The following is a 16,898-nucleotide window of genomic DNA, read 5'->3' as shown; positions in this document are numbered from 1 at the left end:
GGGCGAGCGGGGTGGTGACGCGGTGCTCGCAGCGTCAGGCTGAGCGGGCGATCGAGGTAGTACGCGGCGCCGCAGCGTCAGGAGGCCTGGGCGCGTAGGGCCATGCGGTTGGTCCACCAGAGGCCGCAGGCGTCGAGTGCTGTTCCGAGGACGAGGCAGGCGAGGCCGGGGAGGCTGCCGAAGAGAAAGGCGAGGGGGCGCATGCCGAGGGCCGCGGCCATGAGCAGGCCGAGGGCGGGGAGGACGGCGAGCATCCGGGCGGTTGCTCGGGGGCCGGCCAGTTGGGCGGCGACATCCTGGCGGTGGGCCTGGGCGGCGCGCAGCGTGGTGCCTACGCGTTCTACGAGGGCGGCCAGTCCTGCTCCCGCCGTCACGCTGACTTCCCAGCATGCCGCCAGGCGGCGCAGTCCTTCGCCGCCGTGGGCGGGGGCGACCGTGGTGAGAGCGGCGGGCACGTCGCCGCCGTCTCTTGCCGCGGCCATCAGCGGTCGGAGGGCGTCGGGGTCCGGGAAGTCGACGGCCGCCACGGCTCGGGCCAGCGCCTCACCGGGAGTTCGGCCCGCCGTGAGCTCCGCGGAGAGTGCCTGACAGAGCTCGATCGTCGCGCGGCTCCAGGCGTCTGCTCTGCGGTGCGGGCGGGGGCGGGTCATCCGGTGCCGCAGGGCGCGCCGGCGGACGGGGTGCTCGGTGGAGGTCAGTCTGATCAGGCGTGCCGTCGCGGTGTTGGGGGTTGTCCACAGCCAGACGGCAACGGCTGTGGATATCGCTGCCGCGATCGCAGCCGTCATGGGGAGCTCCAGGCAGTCCGAGGAGGGCGTACCGAGGTGACCGGACCGGGCGTTCGTCGGGGACCCGGCTGCGGCTGGCGGGTCTGGCGCGGGGCCCGACGGGGGCACGCGGGCCCTGGACGACGGGTGGGCCGCCGGGCGGGACCGGAGATGGGGGAATGGGGGGTCATGTCGGGGTCCGCTCGGTGAGGGCTTCGTAGCCGGGGCCGTGGTGCGGGTGGTCGTCGGCGTCGAAGGTGAGGGCGGGGACGGCCCGGACGAGACCTGAGGAAGTGCGGGACAGCAGGCAGATCTCGGCGATCCGTCGTCGGCCGTCGAGGCGGCTCCGGGTCAGGTGCACCACCACGTTGAGAGCCGCCGCGAGCTGGCTGTGGACGGCCTCCCGGCTCAGGCCGGCCGCACAGCCGAGAGCCTCCAGCCGGGGCGGTACGTCAGCGGCCGTGTTCGCGTGCAGGGTGCCGCAGCCGCCTTCGTGGCCGGTGTTGAGCGCGGCTAGGAGGTCGACCACTTCCGCGCCTCTCACCTCCCCGACGACCACACGGTCCGGACGCATCCGCAGTGCCTGGCGCACGAGGTCTCGCAGTCCCACGCCACCCGCGCCTTCGAGGTTGGCGGGACGGGATTCGAGGCGTACGACGTGGGGGTGGAGGGGACGCAGTTCGGCGGAGTCCTCGACGAGGAGGAGGCGTTCGCCGGGGTCGGCCAGCGACAGCAGGGCGGACAGGAGCGTCGTCTTGCCCGTGCCGGTGCCGCCGGTGACGAGGAAGGCGAGCCTGCGGGCCACCATCGACGTCAGGACCGGGACCGCCGGCGGCGGGACGGTGCCCGCGGCGACCAGGTCGGGCAGGGAGAACGTGCGCCTGGGTGGAAGCCGCAGGGACACGCAGGTGCCGCCCGGGGCGATCGGCGGGAGGACGGCGTGCAGGCGGACGCCTCCAGTGAGCCTGGCGTCCACGTAGGGCGAGGCGTCGTCCAGTCGCCTGCCGGCCGCCGCGGCCAGGCGTTGGGCGAGCCTGCGTACCGCGCCGTCGTCGGTGAAGGCGGTCGACGTGCGGCGCAGACCCCGGCCGTCGTCCACCCACACCTCCCTCGGGCCGTTGACCAGGACGTCGGTGACGTCCGGCTCGGCCAGGAGCGGCTCCAGCGGACCCGCTCCGATCAGGTCAGCGCACAATGCCCTGGCGACGGCGAGGATCTCCGCGTCGCCGTACACGGACTTCTCCGCGCGGAGCGCGACGGCGACTTGGGCGGCGCTGGGCTCCACACCGGCGCGTGCCAGCCTGACGCGAACGGCTTCGACCAGTTCGGGGGACACGGTGGTGTTCACATGGACTCCTTGCCTGTCGTGGGTGGTGGGTCGCGACGTTTTCGCCGATCAGTCGGTCCGCCAGTCGGCCGGTCCGCCAGTCGGCCGTTCGGCCGTTCGGCCGGTCCGCCAGTCGGCCGGTCCGCCGGTCGGTCGAGTCCGCGGCCTGCGGTTCGCGGCCTGCAGGTCAGCGGTCTCGCGGGTCTGCGCTCTCCTGCGCTCTTGCGGGTCAGCGGTTTCTGCGGGTCAGCGGGCGGGTTCGCGGGTCCCTTGGTTCGCGGGTCTCTCGGGTCGCGGGTCCCTGGGTTCGCGGGTCTCTCGGTTCGGCGGGCGTCGCCTTGCGCCGGCGTGTTGTCGGCGCCGTTCCGGCTCTTCGGGGTGGGCTCCGGCTGTTCGTTCGTTGTCCGTGCTGGTCAACCGGGGGTCAGGGTGTCGCGGAGAAGGGCGGTGCACAGGGCGCCGAGGACGGTGCGGGGGCCGAGCCGGGGCAGCTCGCCGCGGTTGAGAGTGGCCGTGAGGCGGGGCTGGTCGGGGAGCTGGCCGGCCGCGGGGATGCCGAGTGACCTGGCGACGACGTCGTCGTCCAGGACTCCCGGCCGGATGACGGCGCGGACGTCGGAGGTGTGGCGGCCCGCCTCGGCGAGCACCTGGGCGGCGGCCAGCACGCCGCGGACGTCGGCGGCGGTCACGAGGAAGGTGCTGCTCGCCCGGCCGAGGGCTTCGGAGGCGGCCGGGTCGAGGTAGCGGGGCAGGTCGACGACGACCAGGTCGAAACCGCGGTGACCGGCTTCGAGGACCGAGCGCATGGCCTGGGCGGGGATGGGGTGCACCTCTCCGCGGTGGAACGACAGCACGCTGAGGTCTCCGAAGGCCGGGAGAGCGGCCTGCAGGGCCGCCGAGCCGACCCGCCCCTCGCGGGCCACGAGGTCTCCCCAGCGGGCGCCTCCGGTCTCCTCGTGGCCGAGCAGGGCGTCGATGCCGCCGCTCAGCGGGTCGGCGTCGACCAGCAGGGTGCGCAGGCGGTCGTGGGAGGCGCGCAGGGCCAGGCAGGCGGCCAGGACGCTGGCTCCGACGCCCCCTCTCCCCCCGATCACGCACAGCACGGCCCCCGCGCGGGGCTCGGGCTCCATCGCGTCGGCGAACTCGTCCACCAGGCGGCGCTCCGCCGCCGGGAGGGTCACGACGGCCTGCGCGCCCACGGCGACGCACCTGCGCCAGGACTCCGGATCGTCGGGCTCTCGGGTGACGAGGAGGACCCGGTCACGGGGCGGTGGCGCGGTGGCGGCCAGGGCGTCCGCCAGGTCGCCGCCGACCACCACCAGCGGCGCGAGGTTCCAGAACGGGCGGGCATGGGCCGGTGCGTGGGCCACGTCGAGCTGAGCCCCGGCCGCGGCGGCCACGCGGACCAGGTCGTCGAGCAGGTCACGATCCTCGGTGATGACCAGCGGGCGGTGCATCGGTCCTCCCTGGGAAGCTTGGGAGGTCCCACCTTGCTGCGCGGGGCGTAGGGGCGCTGAGGCGAACGGCGTTCTGGGGATTGTGGCGGCCTCGGACGGCGGCCTTGTGGATAACTGCGGGCCTGCCATGCGAGGACGAGCGTAAGCGCAGGGATCGGTCTGACGGCGGCGGCGTGCGCCGGTCCGACTGGCTGGGTGGCGGTCACGGACCGGCCGGTGCCTCGTGCCGCGGCGCTAACGAAAGACCCGCTGGAGGGCGGGCGAAAGGCCTGGGGGCTCGCCCGCAGCCGGGCCGCCGAGCGCGTACGGCCGGCGGAGGAAAAGGGGCGACCCCCGCCGGGGGGGAGAGCGGGGGTCGCCTAACCGGTCCGGCTCCGGGGGGGTAGAGCCGGTCCCGTTTCAGAAGAAAGCTTTCATCACTCGACCGGAGCATGGCAAGGGACTGGCAAAGCAATCCCGCGCGACATCACGCTTCTTTCACGAGATACCCCCGTATGCTGCCCGATGCACTCGAGTTCCGTCGAGGCGAAAACTCGTATTTTCGCCAAGTTTTTTCGCCACCCGATAACAATCGCATAAAGCCAGTAACAGTGCGTGATCATTACGCCGTCCCCCGCCCGGCCGGGCCGGATCTGGCAAAGGTCTTGCTCGCAGGGGTTCCCATCAGGGCGGATCGGACGTACAAAGGTGACACGGACCTCTTGTCCGGGTGCGCCAGCCGGGCACCCACGTGCGACCAGCCGCGGGAGGCGCGCCGAGGCGGGCTTGACCCGTCCGGCGAACACAGGTGCACGCCTGGTAACCCGGTGTGACGCATCGGCAGACGGCGTCTCATCCCCGAGACGCCGTCCGCTATGTCAGGACATGGGTGGTTCAGCCCCGCTGCAGCGCCTCACAGATGGCCGTCGCCTCGCGTACCCCCAGCGTCACCGCCGACGCGCACTGCCGGACCCACCGCGCGACCCCGTCGCCGGTTCCCGTCAGGTACGCCCGCAGCCCCTCCGCGTACGGCAGTTCCAGGTGTCCCACCTCGACGGCGGCCAGAGACTTGGGGTCCAGCCCGTACTCCACCAGCGTCAGCCGCTCCGCCGCCCGGGCCACCACTCCGTCGGCCGTGCCGAACGGACGCACCACGGCCAGCTCGGCATGGACCACGGCGGCCAGCACGAGGGCGGGCGCCTTCGTCGGCGCGGCCAGCAGCTCCACCAGAGCGTCCGTGCGCGCGGCCGCCTCCCTGGCGCCCGGCGCGGGCCCCAGCCCGAACGGGTCAGGAGCCGGGTCGCCGGCGCGCGGGCGGCCCAGCCCGGCCTGGTCGGCCAGGCCCGTGGCGGCGACGGTGTGCAGCCGGGCCAGCACCTGCCGCGGCGCCCGTCGCCAGGTGGCTCCGAGCCGGCCGGTCTCGGCGGACGCCCGCAGCGCGCCCTGGACGACCGGATCGTGCGCCTCGTCCCGCCGTAGCGCGTCGAGAGGCACGTCGGCGCCTTCGAGGGCGGCCGACGCCCGCGCCCCGCGCAGGGACGACTCGGCGGAGACCGCGGGGCTGTAGCGCCGTAGCACGCGGTGCCGGTACAGCCTGTCGACGGCCTGCCGGGCCTCCTCCACCGCCTCGGGTACGCCGGGGAGCCGCGCGATGACGGCCAAGGGGTCGCTCACGGAACCCGACCTTACCCGCCGGTACGGCCACAACTCGGCGCGGGTGGGAGAACAACTGGTACGGCTCGGTGCGCCATGAGCTCGCATAAAGACGACGCAATTGGCCCGTTCCATCTTTGTCGCATTTCAAAAAGACAACGGTTTCATAGCCGTGTCACGCCAATGCGATAAGAGGCCTGTCCCGTCCGGGGTTCATCGGTACAGACCTGTCTAGACCTCTTGTGTACGGAGCCTGTGAGCTGGTGAAGTGGGACACGACCCATCCAATCCGGCCAAGAAGGAGCACGAGGTGGCCCCGGAGACACCTGGCACCGAGCCTCAGGCGTTGTCGAACCTGCTGCAGGAGAACCGCCGGTTCGCGCCGCCGGCTGAGCTGGCCGCGGCCGCGAACGTGACCGAGGCGGCCTACGGCGAGGCGGCGGCCGACCGTCTCGCGTTCTGGGAGGGCGCCGCCGACCGGCTGACCTGGGCCGAACGGTGGCACACCCCGCTGGAGTGGAACCCTCCTTTCGCCAAGTGGTTCGTGGGTGGCCGGCTCAACGTGGCCTACAACTGCGTCGACCGCCATGTGGAGGCCGGCCGCGGCGACAAGGTCGCCTACCACTGGGAAGGCGAGCCCGAGGGCGACAGCCGCACGTTGACGTACGCCGACCTGCAGCGGGAGGTGTCGAAGGCCGCCAACGCGCTGCAGGAGCTGGGCGTGGGCAAGGGCGACCGGGTCGCGATCTACATGCCGATGATCCCCGAGCTGCCGATCGCGATGCTGGCGTGCGCCCGCGTCGGCGCGATCCACTCGGTGGTGTTCGGCGGCTTCTCGGCCACCGCGCTGAAGAGCCGCATCGACGACGCCGACGCCAAACTGGTCATCACGGCCGACGGCGGCTACCGCCGGGGAGCGCCGAGCGCGCTCAAGCCGACGGTGGACGAGGCCGTCGCCCAGTGCCCGCAGGTGGAGAAGGTCCTGGTCGTCCGGCGTACGGGCCAGGACGTCGCCGTCAACGGACGCGACATCTGGTGGCACGACCTGGTGGACGGCCAGAGCGACCAGCACACCGCCGAGCCGCACGACGCCGAGGACCCCCTCTACATCCTCTACACCAGCGGCACCACCGGCAAGCCGAAGGGCATCCTGCACACCACGGGCGGCTACCTGACGCAGACGGCGTGGACGCACCACGCGGTCTTCGACCTCAAGCCCGACACCGACATCTACTGGTGCACGGCCGACATCGGCTGGGTGACCGGGCACTCCTACATCGTGTACGGGCCGCTGGCCAACGGCGCGACCAGCGTCATCTACGAGGGCACGCCCGACACGCCGCACCGGGGCAGGTTCTGGGAGGTCGTCCAGAAGTACAAGGTGACGATCCTCTACACGGCCCCCACGGCGATCCGGACGTTCATGAAGTGGGGCGACGACATCCCCGCGAAGTTCGACATGTCGAGCCTGCGCGTCCTCGGGTCCGTCGGTGAGCCGATCAACCCCGAGGCGTACGTCTGGTACCGCGAGCACATCGGCGGCGACCGCTGCCCGGTCGTGGACACCTGGTGGCAGACCGAGACCGGGGCCATCATGATCAGTCCGCTCCCCGGCATCACGCACGCCAAGCCGGGCGCCGCCATGCGGCCCCTGCCGGGCGTCGTCGCCGACGTGGTGGACGACCAGGGCAACAGCGTCCCCAACGGGGGCGGCGGCTTCCTCGTCGTGCGCGAGCCGTGGCCGGCGATGCTGCGCACGATCTGGGGTGACGACCAGCGCTACATCGACACCTACTGGAGCCGGTTCGAGGCGATGTACTTCCCCGGCGACGGCGCCAAGAAGGACGAGGACGGCGACCTGTGGCTGCTCGGCCGCGTGGACGACGTCATGCTCGTCTCCGGGCACAACATCTCCACCACCGAGGTGGAGAGCGCGCTGGTCAGCCACCCCAAGGTGGCCGAGGCCGCCGTCGTGGGCGCGACCGACCCGGTGACCGGCCAGGCCATCGTGTCGTTCGTGATCCTGCGCGGCGGCGCCGACGAGGGCGAGGACATCGCGGCCGAGCTGCGCAACCACGTGGCCAGGACGCTCGGCCCGATCGCCAAGCCGCGCCAGATCCTGGTGGTGCCCGAGTTGCCGAAGACCCGGTCCGGCAAGATCATGCGCCGCCTGCTGCGCGACGTGGCGGAGAACCGGAGCATCGGCGACGTCACCACCCTGGCCGACAGCACGGTGATGAACCTCATCTCCGAGAAGCTCCCCAGCGCCAAGTCCGAAGACTGACCACGGGCGAACCCAGGGGCCGCGTCAACCCGAGGATCTCGGGGTTGAGCGGCCCTTGTGGTGGGGGCCTGACCTTGGTCGTTTGGCGGCGCTCCCGCTCGGGCAGTTCCCGGCATACCCTCTCCTGGGCGTCCTGGGTCCCCAGGTCATGGCGTTCCGGGTAGGCGCTCGCTCCTGGGGGCGGCACTCCAGGGGGCGGCACTCCAGGGCACACATACGGGCGCACGGGTACGCATTCGGCGCGAATGCGCAGGATGATGTTTGACAGGGCCACCGGGGCTCGATAGGAGACGTTCATGCCGCAGACTCCCGAGGAAGAATCTCTGGGCTCGCTGGTCGCCCAGGCGACCGATCAGATCTCGACCCTGGTCCGCTCGGAGATCGAGCTGGCCAAGGCCGAGTTCAGGTTCGACGCCAAGCGGGTGGGCACGGCCGGCGGGCTGTTCGCCGCCGCCGCGTTCATGGCGCACCTGTGCCTGATCCTCGCCTCGTTCGCCATCGCCTTCGTGCTGGCCCAGTGGCTGCCCACCTGGGCCGCCTTCCTCATCGTGACCGTCTTCTACCTCGTGGTGGCGGGCGTGCTCGTCCTCGTCGGGGTCCGCAAGCTCAAGGGGCTGGCCGGCATGCGGCGCACCACCCGGTCGATCAAAGGGCTGAAGGAGATCGCCACACCGGAGCCGCCCGGAGCGGGCCTGGTCGGGCGACACCGCGAACCGGTGGGCCGTGATGGCGCCTGACGAGTCGGTCGTCCAGATCGAGGGCCCGTGGCGGCACCGCCAGGTGCACGCGGGCGGCACCCGCTTCCACGTCGTGGAGGCCGGTGACGGCCCGCTGGTGCTGCTCCTGCACGGGTTCCCGCAGTTCTGGTGGACCTGGCGGCACCAGTTGGAGTCGCTGCCCACGGCCGGCTACCGGGCGGTGGCGGTCGACCTGCGCGGCTACGGCGGCAGCGACAAGCCGCCGCGCGGCTACGACCTGCCCACGCTGGCCGCCGACGCCACCGGGCTGATCCGCGCGCTCGGCGAGACCGGGGCCGTCGTGGTCGGCCACGACTGGGGCGGCCTGCTGGCCTGGACGATGGCGGTGCTCGACCCGAAGTGCGTGCGCCGCCTGGTCACGGTCTCCGCCCCCCATCCCGTACGGCTGCGCAGCGCGCTGCGCACCGACCCGTTCGGCCAGACCAGGGCCAGCATCCACCGGCTGGGGTTCCAGCTTCCGTGGCTGCCCGAGCATCGGCTGACCCGTAAGGGCGGCGCGATGGTCGGCAGGCTGCTCGACCAGTGGTCCGGTCCGGGCTGGCCCGACGCCGAGACGGCGCGCGTCTACCAGGAGGCGTTCCGCATCCCCACGGTGGCCCACTGCGCGCTGGAGTATCACCGCTGGCTCGGCCGCTCCCAGCTCCGGCCCGACGGGGCGCGTTACGCCAGGGTGATGCGCACCGAGATCGAGGCGCCGACCCTGCAGCTCCACGGCGCGCTCGACACCTGCATCCTGCCGCGCACCGCCCAGGGGTCGAGCCGTTACGTGGCCGCCCCCTACCGCTGGAAGCTGCTCGAAGGGGCCGGCCACTTCCCGCACGAGGAGCAGCCCGCCACGTTCGACGCCGAGCTGCTCGGCTGGCTGACCGACCCCGAACCCGACCGATGAGCGCCCCGGGCCAACGAGCCCGACCGACGGGCGTTCCCGAGCCGACGAGAGACCACGAGCCCGACCGATGAGCGCCTCCGACGCGATGAGAGACCGCGATCCCGAGGGCAGGCCGCGCAACGCCAGGCCCCGCGACGCCTACGGCAGGCCGCTGCCGTACGGTTCGCCGGGCATGCCCCGGGTCCCCGACGACTACGCCCCCACGACCGAGCAGGCGCTGGCCGACGCCCGCCGCTTCCTCGGCGAGGGCCTGCCGTTCAACGCCCACGAGGTGTTCGAGGGCCGCTGGAAGTGCGCGCCCGAGGACGAGCGGGAGCTGTGGCAGGGCCTCGCGCAGATCTGCGTCGGCCTGACCCACCTGCAGCGCGGCAACGGCCGTGGCGCGCTGACCCTCTTCAGCCGGGGTGCCGCCCGCGTGCAGGCGTACGGCGGCGTGTACGACGGTGTGGGCCGGGTGGCCTCGGCCCTGGGCCCCGACACCGACCCGGGCCAGGCCATCGAGCTGATCCTGACGGGGCTTCCGGGCTGACCTGCCGTACCGATCTTGCTTCGCGTATCCTGCGGAGCGACCCGTGATCGGAGTGGAGGTGTCGCATGGTTCTGGAGCGATCCTCCGCCGACTCGGCCGACGGGCTGGTGACCGCGACGCTCGGTGACGACGGCCTGCTGGAGACCCTGCGCCTCGACCCCCGCATGCTGCGGCATGGCGCGCAGGACCTCGCCGAGCACGTCGTCGCCGCCGTCCGGGCGGCCCAGCGGCACCATCTGAGCCGCACCGCCGACGCGCCGGACACGGCGTCGGGGCCCGACCCCGAGCCCCTGGTCCGGCGGCTGGACGAGATGGAGGTCCAGGCCGTGCGCGACTTCGACCGCCTGGTGTCGGCGCTGGACGAGACGCTGCGCCGGATCGAGGGGAGGGGCCGGTGAATCCGGACGAGGTGACGATCGACGCCGGCGGCCGGCGCGCCTCCGGGTGCCGCTTCGGGACGCTGGCGGACGAGTACGCCGCCTTCGGCGCCGGTCTGCGGACCGCGTGGACCGAGGTGAGCCCGCTGCCCTACGAGGAGTTCGCGGTGCCCTATCAGGATTTCCGGCGCGCCCTGCTGGAGGACTGCGACCGGCTCGGCGAGCACCTGCGTCACTCCGGCGACGGCCAGGTGGTCATGGCCGAGGTCAACACGCTGGCCGAGCAGGCCGCCGAGGCGGTCGTCGAGGGCGCGCGGGAGGGCCGGGCATGAGCCTGATGAGCGACCCGGTGGTCGTCACGGGGCTCGGCATCCTCGGCATCCCTCCGCTGCCCGACACCGCCCTGATCGGTGAGCACGCCGCCGTGCTCGCCGGGGCCGCGCGCCACCACCAGATGCTGTTGCAGGACGCCGGCCCCGCCATCCGGCTGGCAGGCGCCAACGAGGGCCCGGCCGCGGAGGCGGCGCACGTCTACCTCACAGGCGGCGGCGGGCCACAGCATCAGACAACCGATCTGGCCGACCGTTTCGCGGTGGCGGCCGCCGGGCTGGTCGTCTCCCAGCACCTCGTCGAGTGGATCGGCACGCTGCTCGCGGGCGCCGCGGTGGCCGCGGTGGTCGCCGTCGCCTTCGCGCCCCACCTGCTGCCCCGCGTGACCGCCCTGGCCCGGCGGTTCCTGACGTTCCTCCGCGACGCCCTGAGCCGGATCGGACGCGTCTTCGCGGCCCTGCTCAGGTCGCCGCAGGCCCGCCGGATCGACACCGTGGCCGGGCGCCTGCACGACACCTGGCGAGCCGCGCGCCGACTGCCCGACGGTGGCTACGAGCCGCGCATCAAGACGACCGTGGACCAGGCGTGGATCCGCCGTAACGGCACCGACCAGGTGGACATCGCCAACACCCGCTACCGTGACCTGCCCGTCGAGTGGCAGAAGGAGAACAAGGAGTCGGCGACCGTGGCCGTCCGGCTGGTGGCGGACGCGCGCAAGCGCGGCGACGACCTGACGAGCGACGAGTTCATGGAGCAGGCCAGCGAGCAGGTGCACATCGCCTGGCTGCGCCGCAACGGCGAGTGGGCCCCACCGGAGCAGAGGCTGCCCTACCGGGAGCTGTCGCACGTGGAGAAGGAGAAGGACCGCGTGGTCGTGCGCGAGGCCCTCGACGCCTGAGGGCCCCGACGGCGGTCGGCGGCCGGGGGTGCCGACGGCGGTCGCGGCTCGCGGCCGGGGTGGCCGCCGCCGGCGACGTCAGGCCGGCAGAGGCTAGTCGCAGCCCTGGGTGCTGGCCGGCGAGGTGTCGGTGCGGCCGTGGTCGGCGTCGGTCCTGACCTCGGCCGCGGTGAGCACGTAGCCGGTCTCCTCCTTGCTGATCGCCGCCGCGAAGATCACCCCGTAGACGCGCCCGTCGACGGTGAGCAGCGGTCCGCCGGAGTTGCCGGGCAGCACCTTGCCGCGGATGGCGTAGACCTGGCGGGTGACGTTGGTGCTGCGGTAGATGTCGGGACCCTCGGCGTCGAGCCGGCTGCTGATGCGGGCGGGCTCGGCGGTGAAGCCCTGGCCCTTGGGGAACCCGGCGACGATGGCGTTGTCGCCCTTCTCGCCGTCGTGCTGGAAGGTGAGCTGCGGCAGGTCGAGACCCGGCACGTAGAGGACGGCGATGTCTCGCTGCGGGTTGTAGCGGACGACCGTGGCCTTGTGGCGCCGGTTGCGCGAGTCGATGACCTGCAGGTCACGCGTCACGCCCGCGACCACGTGGGCATTGGTCATGATCCGCTCGCGGGCGTAGACGAAGCCGGTGCCCTCGATGTGCTTGTTGCAGCTTTCGGCGTTGCCCTGCACCTTGACGATGGCCCGCTGCGCGCGGCCCAGCTTGGCGCCCTGCAGGATGCTGCGCGGCGCCGGTTGCACGTCGACGAGCGTGCCCGCGCCGATGGCGTCGAAGACGGGCGGGAACTCCGAGCGGTCGATGAACTTCTTGAACGGCGTCTGCCAGTTGCGCGCCGCCTGCGGGACGGCCTCGTCGACCGTGGTGAGCAGCATGGAGTTCTTCACCTGCTCCACCAGCGGCGTGAACGACGTGGACACCACCAGCGAGCCGATCAGCCAGGCGATCACCAGCACCGACAGCGCGCTGGCGAACGTGCCGCCCACGGCGTCGGCGACCTTGGCCGGCTCCCAGGTGATGTGGCTGCGCACGACGGCGCCGATCGTCGAGGAGGCGAACTGGCCGATCGTCGCCGCCAGGAAGACGATCACGATGGCGAGCAGCGACTGCGGGGTGTCTCCGTCGACGACGGCCTTGGAGATGGGCGGCGCGATGAACACGCCGAGCACGGCCCCGCCCACGAACCCCACGAAGCTCATGACCCCGATGATGAACCCCTGCCGGTAACCCGAGATGCCGAAGGCGATCACGAGGCCGATCAGGATGAGGTCGAGCAGATCACCGCGCACGTCTCAAAGGTAACCAGGGATAGGGTCAAGTGTGCACGTCTTCGGCCAGGACGGCGTCACCCTGCTGGCTACCTTGGGCCGTATGCCGCCAGCCGAGGGATCAGCGCGCCGCCTCATCGAGGCGGCCCTGGCCGACACCGATCCCGACGGGCCGGTGCGGTGGCAGATGATCTCGCTGCTGCGCGAGCGTGGCGACCTGGAGACCTTCATCGAGGCGAGGCGGCTGTGCGCAGCCGACTCCGTCGAGGAACGCCTGCTGGGCGCCGACATCATGGGCATGCTGCGCGCCTTCGTGGACCGCTCGCTGCCCGTCCTGCGCTACCTCGCGGCCGGCGAGCACGACGCGATGGTGCTCTACTCGGTGCTCATCGCCTTCGGCCATCTCGGCGACCCGCGGGCGCTGCCGTCGGTGATCGACCTGGCCGCCCACGAGGACAGCCGGGTGAGGTACGGGGCGGCGTACGCGCTGCAGCACGTGCTCGGCGACCCGCCTGACCGGGCGGGGCTGGAGGCGCTGCGGCGGCTGGCCGCCGACAGCGACACCGACGTGGCCGACTGGGCCGCGCTGGGTCTGGCCCTGTCCACGGGCGGCCGCCTGGAGCCCAGCTAGCCGCGCGCCGCCAGGTCGAGAACGTCGGGCGGCATCTCCTGCACCCGGTCCTGGTCCCACGGCCGGTCGAGGCCGCCCTCGCTCAGCACCCGGTCGAGCAGCATCGCCGTGAACCCCCACACGAGCATCCCCCGCACCTGGAACGCGGGCCCGACGAAGCCGCCGGGATGGCGCAGCGTGAACCGGTTGGCCGGGTCGACCAGCTCGGAGACGGGCGCCCGTTCGACGGAGTCGACCTCGTCGGGCGAGGCGGCGTGGACGGCGCAGGGGGCGTGCCACCAGCCGATGACGGGGGTGACGCGGTTGTCGCTGTGGGAGACGTACAGCTCGGGCAGCGCGCTCAGCACGGTCACGCCGGCGGGGTCGAGGCCGGTCTCCTCGGCCGCCTCGCGCAGCGCCGCGCCGACCGGTCCGTCGTCGCCGGGGTCGACGCCGCCGCCGGGGAACGCGGGCTGGCCGGCGTGCCTGCGCCCGCGCGCGCTGCGCTGGATGAGCAGCACGTCGGGCCCGAGCGGCCCCTCTCCGAACAGCATCAGCACCGCCGCCTCCCGGCCGCGGCCGGTCGGCGGGCGCAGCACCGGGGGGACTGAGATGCGTGCGGCCTGCGCCGCGAGCCTGTCGAGCCAGTCGGGGACCACGATCATGCCATCTGCAACGCGCGGGCCCCGCCCCGGCTTCCCGGTCACGAGAACGGACCCGATCGCACCAGCTTGGCCGCCTCGGCCGGATCGGTGGGGCCGGTGCCGTAGGAGGGGCACAGGGCGGCGAGCGGGCAGGCGCCGCAGGCGGGCTTGCGCGCGATGCAGATGCGGCGGCCGTGCCAGATGACCCGGTGGGAGAAGACGGTCCACTCGCGCTTGGGGATCAGCTCGCCCACGAGGTGTTCGATCTTGACCGGGTCGGTCTCGTCGGTCCAGCCGAACCGTCGCACCAGGCGCTGGAAGTGGGTGTCGACGGTGAGCCCCGGCACGCCGAAGGCGTTGCCGAGCACGACGTTGGCGGTCTTGCGGCCCACGCCGGGCAGGGCGACCAGGTCCTTGAGCCTGCCGGGCACCTCTCCGCCGTGCCGCTCGGACACCGCCCGCGCCATGCCGATGATGCTGTTGGTCTTGGCCCGGAAGAAGCCGGTCGAGCGGATGATCTCCTCCATCTCGCGCGGGTCGGCGGCGGCGTAGTCGTCCACGGTGGGATACTTCGCAAACAGGACAGGAGTCACCATGTTGACCCGCTTGTCCGTGCACTGGGCCGAGAGGATGGTCGCGACGAGAAGTTCGAGAGGGGTACCGAAGTCGAGCTCGCAATGGGCGTCGGGATAGGTTTCGGCCAGGATGCGATTCATCCGGCGCGCGCGACGCACGAGGGCGAGCCTTGACTCTTGGGGCATTCCCCTAGCCTAAGTGCGCCGCCCGAAGTGCGGTGCGTCACAATGGCAGCAGAGGAGGCAGAGTGAACACCGACGATGTCCTGGGCAAGGCCCCCCTGTTCGCCGCGCTCGACCGCGAGAGCGCCGCGGCGCTGCGCACGAGCATCACGGAGGTGCAGCTGGCCAAGGGACAGACGCTCTTCCACGAGAACGAGACGGGCGACCGGCTCTACGTCGTGCTGGAAGGCAAGATCAAGCTTTCGCGCCAGTCCCCCGACGGCCGCGAGAACCTGCTCAGCGTCCTCGGCCCGAGTGAGATGTTCGGGGAGCTGTCGCTCTTCGACCCCCGGCCGCGCACGGCCAGCGCGACCGCGCTGACCGACGTCCGGCTGGCCGGGCTGGGGCACGACGACCTGCGTCCCTGGCTGACCGGCCGCCCCGAGGTGGCGCTGCACCTGCTGCGCGCGCTCGCCCAGCGGCTGCGCCGGACCAACGACGTGCTGGCCGACCTGGTCTTCACCGACGTCCCGGGCCGGGTCGCCAAGCAGCTGCTCGACCTGGCCGAGCGGTTCGGCACCAAGACCGAGGACGGCACGCGCGTCCACCACGACCTCACCCAGGAGGAGCTGGCGCAGCTCGTCGGCGCCTCCCGCGAGACGGTCAACAAGGCGCTGGCCGACTTCGCGCAGCGTGGCTGGCTGCGCATCGAGGCCAAGGCCGTGGTGATCCTCGACATGGACCGGCTCTACAACCGCTCCAGGTAGTCGAGCTGGGCCCGCACCGACATCTCGGCCGCGGGCCGGAGCGTCTCGTCCACGTCCGCGTACACGATCCGCACGATCTCCATGGGGGTGCGCGCGCCCTCCCGCAGGGCCGCCCTGATCTGGTCGAGCCGCTCGCGCCGGTGGGCGAGGTAGCCGTCGAGCGTGCCGATCGGGTCGGGCAGCACCGGCCCGTGGCCCGGCAACAGCGCCACGGCCGCCAGGCTCTCGGCCATGCTCCGCAGCCGGTCGAGACTGCGCAGGTAGTCGGCCAGGTGACCGTCGGGCGCGATCACCGTGGTGCCCCGGCCGAGCACGGTGTCTCCCGTCAGCATGGCGCGGTCGGCGGGCAGCCAGAAGCACAGCGAGTCGAACGAGTGCCCCGGCGTGGCGTGGACGTGGATCTCGATGCCGTCGACGGTCACCACGTCGCCGTCGCCCAGCCCCTCCGCGCCCAGCCGGTGACGCGGGTCGAGCGCCCGGACGGGCGCGCCGACCAGCTCGGCGAAGCGCCGGGCGCCGCCGCTGTGGTCGTGGTGGCCGTGGGTGAGCAGGATCTGGGTGACCCGCCGCCCGTCGAGGCGGCCGGCGAGCCTGCGCAGGTGGCGTTCGTCGTCGGGGCCGGGATCGACGACGACGGCGTCGTGGGTGCCGATGATCCAGGTGTTGGTGCCGTCGAGGGTCATCGGCGACGGGTTGGGGGCCAGGACGTTCTCGGCGTGCGCGGTGCGCGCGCCGTCGGGCCCGCCGCCGGCCGGGATCCGCAGGCCGCTCACGGGATCACCAGCCGCAGCTCGCCGGCGACCTCCACGACCGCGGGCATCGTCGCGACGATCTCCCGCCGGGCCGCGAGCACCGCGCCGACGTCGTCGTAGCCGGCCAGCTCGGCCAGCGTCCGGTAGGTGGGCGGCATGAGGAAGATCGAGCCCTCCCGGGCCAGCTCCAGCGCCTCGGCGGGCCGGCGCCAGACGACGTGGTCAGCCTCTCCGCCGACGTCACGGGTGCGCTGCCCCTCCGGCAGCACGGCGACGAAGAACCTCGTGTCGAAACGCCTCGTCTCGATCTCCGGGGTGATCCAGTGGGCCCACGGTTTGAGCAGGTCGGACCGGAGCACCAGCCCGCGCCGGGCCAGGAAGTCGGCGAAGGCCAGGCTGCGGTCGATGAGCGCGACCCGGTCGGCCTCCCAGTCGGCTCCGGTGGTGTCGGCGACGACCGAACCGGTGTCCGGCCCGGCGAGCAGCACCCCGCTCTCCTCGAACGTCTCCCGCACGGCCGCGCACACCAGCCCGCGGGCGACCGCCTCGCCGGCGCCGAGGACCTCGGCCCACTCCGCCGGCGACGGGCCGGCCCAGGCCACGGCCTGGTCGGCGTCGCGGGGGTCCACCGAGCCGCCGGGGAAGACGTACGCGCCCGCGGCGAAGGCCATGGTGGCGCTGCGCCGCAGCAGGTAGGCCTGCGTCCCGCCGGCCGGTCCCGCGCGCAGGATCACCACCGTGGCGGCGTCGCGCGCGGGCACCGGCTGAGCCCTGCCGTCGAGGACCCGCCTCGCGTGCTCCCCGAGCTCGCCCGGGAGCGGAAGACCAGTCACATGACCTCCGTCTGCGGATGGGAGCCGGTCAGGACCCGGCTGCG

At 72.8% G+C, this 16,898-nt stretch carries 18 protein-coding genes; 9 read left to right on the top strand and 9 right to left on the bottom strand.

Annotated features, from left to right (window positions below):
* Positions 1-77 precede the first annotated feature (77 nt).
* The 4 genes from ACGF0J_RS12140 to ACGF0J_RS12125 all read right to left on the bottom strand — a co-directional run bounded on the left by ACGF0J_RS12140 (position 78) and on the right by ACGF0J_RS12125 (position 5,204).
* Complete coding sequence (locus ACGF0J_RS12140; protein WP_393144769.1) at positions 78-788, bottom strand: type II secretion system F family protein; 711 nt, start codon at positions 786-788, stop codon at positions 78-80.
* Between the two features lie 166 nt (positions 789-954).
* On the bottom strand, positions 955-2,115 hold the full coding sequence (locus ACGF0J_RS12135) for a TadA family conjugal transfer-associated ATPase (protein WP_393144767.1): 1,161 nt from the start codon (positions 2,113-2,115) through the stop codon (positions 955-957).
* A gap of 392 nt (positions 2,116-2,507) precedes the next feature.
* A complete protein-coding gene (gene ssd, locus ACGF0J_RS12130; RefSeq protein ID WP_393144765.1) occupies positions 2,508-3,551 on the bottom strand; it encodes a septum site-determining protein Ssd in 1,044 nt (347 codons plus the stop codon).
* Positions 3,552-4,424: 873 nt separating this feature from the next.
* Positions 4,425-5,204 (bottom strand): oxidoreductase, encoded by a 780-nt coding sequence (locus ACGF0J_RS12125; RefSeq protein WP_393144763.1) that lies wholly within the window; start codon positions 5,202-5,204, stop codon positions 4,425-4,427.
* A gap of 289 nt (positions 5,205-5,493) precedes the next feature.
* On the opposite strand from ACGF0J_RS12125, the gene acs reads away from it, so the two are divergent.
* The 7 genes from acs (at position 5,494) to ACGF0J_RS12090 (ending at position 11,248) form a co-directional block, all read left to right on the top strand.
* Positions 5,494-7,467 carry an acetate--CoA ligase gene (acs, locus tag ACGF0J_RS12120; RefSeq protein ID WP_393144762.1) on the top strand — a complete coding sequence of 658 codons (1,974 nt, stop codon included), beginning with the start codon at positions 5,494-5,496 and terminating at the stop codon, positions 7,465-7,467.
* Between the two features lie 296 nt (positions 7,468-7,763).
* Positions 7,764-8,204: a phage holin family protein gene (locus ACGF0J_RS12115; RefSeq protein ID WP_393144761.1), complete on the top strand. Its 441-nt coding sequence runs from the start codon at positions 7,764-7,766 to the stop codon at positions 8,202-8,204.
* On the top strand, positions 8,194-9,114 hold the full coding sequence (locus tag ACGF0J_RS12110) for an alpha/beta fold hydrolase (protein WP_393144760.1): 921 nt from the start codon (positions 8,194-8,196) through the stop codon (positions 9,112-9,114). Before ACGF0J_RS12115 ends, ACGF0J_RS12110 begins: the two co-directional genes overlap by 11 nt.
* 67 nt (positions 9,115-9,181) lie before the next feature.
* Positions 9,182-9,643 carry a DUF309 domain-containing protein gene (locus ACGF0J_RS12105; RefSeq protein WP_393144759.1) on the top strand — a complete coding sequence of 154 codons (462 nt, stop codon included), beginning with the start codon at positions 9,182-9,184 and terminating at the stop codon, positions 9,641-9,643.
* 65 nt (positions 9,644-9,708) lie between these two features.
* A complete protein-coding gene (locus tag ACGF0J_RS12100) occupies positions 9,709-10,041 on the top strand; it encodes a YbaB/EbfC family nucleoid-associated protein (RefSeq protein WP_393144758.1) in 333 nt (110 codons plus the stop codon).
* On the top strand, positions 10,038-10,352 hold the full coding sequence (locus tag ACGF0J_RS12095; RefSeq protein WP_393144757.1) for a hypothetical protein: 315 nt from the start codon (positions 10,038-10,040) through the stop codon (positions 10,350-10,352). The genes ACGF0J_RS12100 and ACGF0J_RS12095 overlap by 4 nt, the downstream gene beginning before the upstream one ends.
* Entirely contained in the window at positions 10,349-11,248 is a 900-nt protein-coding gene (locus ACGF0J_RS12090; RefSeq protein WP_393144755.1) for a hypothetical protein, read from the top strand. The genes ACGF0J_RS12095 and ACGF0J_RS12090 overlap by 4 nt, the downstream gene beginning before the upstream one ends.
* 93 nt (positions 11,249-11,341) lie before the next feature.
* Here the strand turns inward: ACGF0J_RS12090 and ACGF0J_RS12085 are convergent, their stop codons facing one another.
* A complete protein-coding gene (locus ACGF0J_RS12085) occupies positions 11,342-12,532 on the bottom strand; it encodes a MarP family serine protease (protein WP_393144753.1) in 1,191 nt (396 codons plus the stop codon).
* Positions 12,533-12,614: 82 nt separating this feature from the next.
* On the opposite strand from ACGF0J_RS12085, the gene ACGF0J_RS12080 reads away from it, so the two are divergent.
* Positions 12,615-13,142 (top strand): HEAT repeat domain-containing protein, encoded by a 528-nt coding sequence (locus tag ACGF0J_RS12080; RefSeq protein ID WP_393144751.1) that lies wholly within the window; start codon positions 12,615-12,617, stop codon positions 13,140-13,142.
* On the opposite strand, the gene ACGF0J_RS12075 is transcribed toward ACGF0J_RS12080, so the two are convergent.
* Both ACGF0J_RS12075 and nth read right to left on the bottom strand, forming a co-directional pair.
* On the bottom strand, positions 13,139-13,786 hold the full coding sequence (locus ACGF0J_RS12075; RefSeq protein WP_393144749.1) for an NUDIX hydrolase: 648 nt from the start codon (positions 13,784-13,786) through the stop codon (positions 13,139-13,141). The genes ACGF0J_RS12080 and ACGF0J_RS12075 overlap by 4 nt on opposite strands.
* 38 nt (positions 13,787-13,824) lie before the next feature.
* Positions 13,825-14,526 (bottom strand): endonuclease III, encoded by a 702-nt coding sequence (nth, locus tag ACGF0J_RS12070; protein WP_393144747.1) that lies wholly within the window; start codon positions 14,524-14,526, stop codon positions 13,825-13,827.
* A 62-nt stretch (positions 14,527-14,588) separates the two neighbouring features.
* On the opposite strand from nth, the gene ACGF0J_RS12065 reads away from it, so the two are divergent.
* Positions 14,589-15,269, top strand: coding sequence for a Crp/Fnr family transcriptional regulator (locus ACGF0J_RS12065; protein ID WP_393144745.1), 681 nt, complete (start codon positions 14,589-14,591; stop codon positions 15,267-15,269).
* On the opposite strand, the gene ACGF0J_RS12060 is transcribed toward ACGF0J_RS12065, so the two are convergent.
* Positions 15,251-16,042 (bottom strand): MBL fold metallo-hydrolase, encoded by a 792-nt coding sequence (locus ACGF0J_RS12060; protein ID WP_393144743.1) that lies wholly within the window; start codon positions 16,040-16,042, stop codon positions 15,251-15,253. The two genes, ACGF0J_RS12065 and ACGF0J_RS12060, sit on opposite strands and share 19 nt — an antisense overlap.
* Positions 16,039-16,854 (bottom strand): NUDIX hydrolase, encoded by an 816-nt coding sequence (locus ACGF0J_RS12055; protein ID WP_393144741.1) that lies wholly within the window; start codon positions 16,852-16,854, stop codon positions 16,039-16,041. Before ACGF0J_RS12055 ends, ACGF0J_RS12060 begins: the two co-directional genes overlap by 4 nt.
* Between the last annotated feature and the right edge of the window lie 44 nt (positions 16,855-16,898).

The sequence above is a fragment of the Nonomuraea sp. NPDC047897 genome (genome assembly GCF_043204415.1).
Lineage (GTDB): Bacteria > Actinomycetota > Actinomycetes > Streptosporangiales > Streptosporangiaceae > Nonomuraea.
This window is presented reverse-complemented; position numbering and strand designations above follow the sequence as displayed.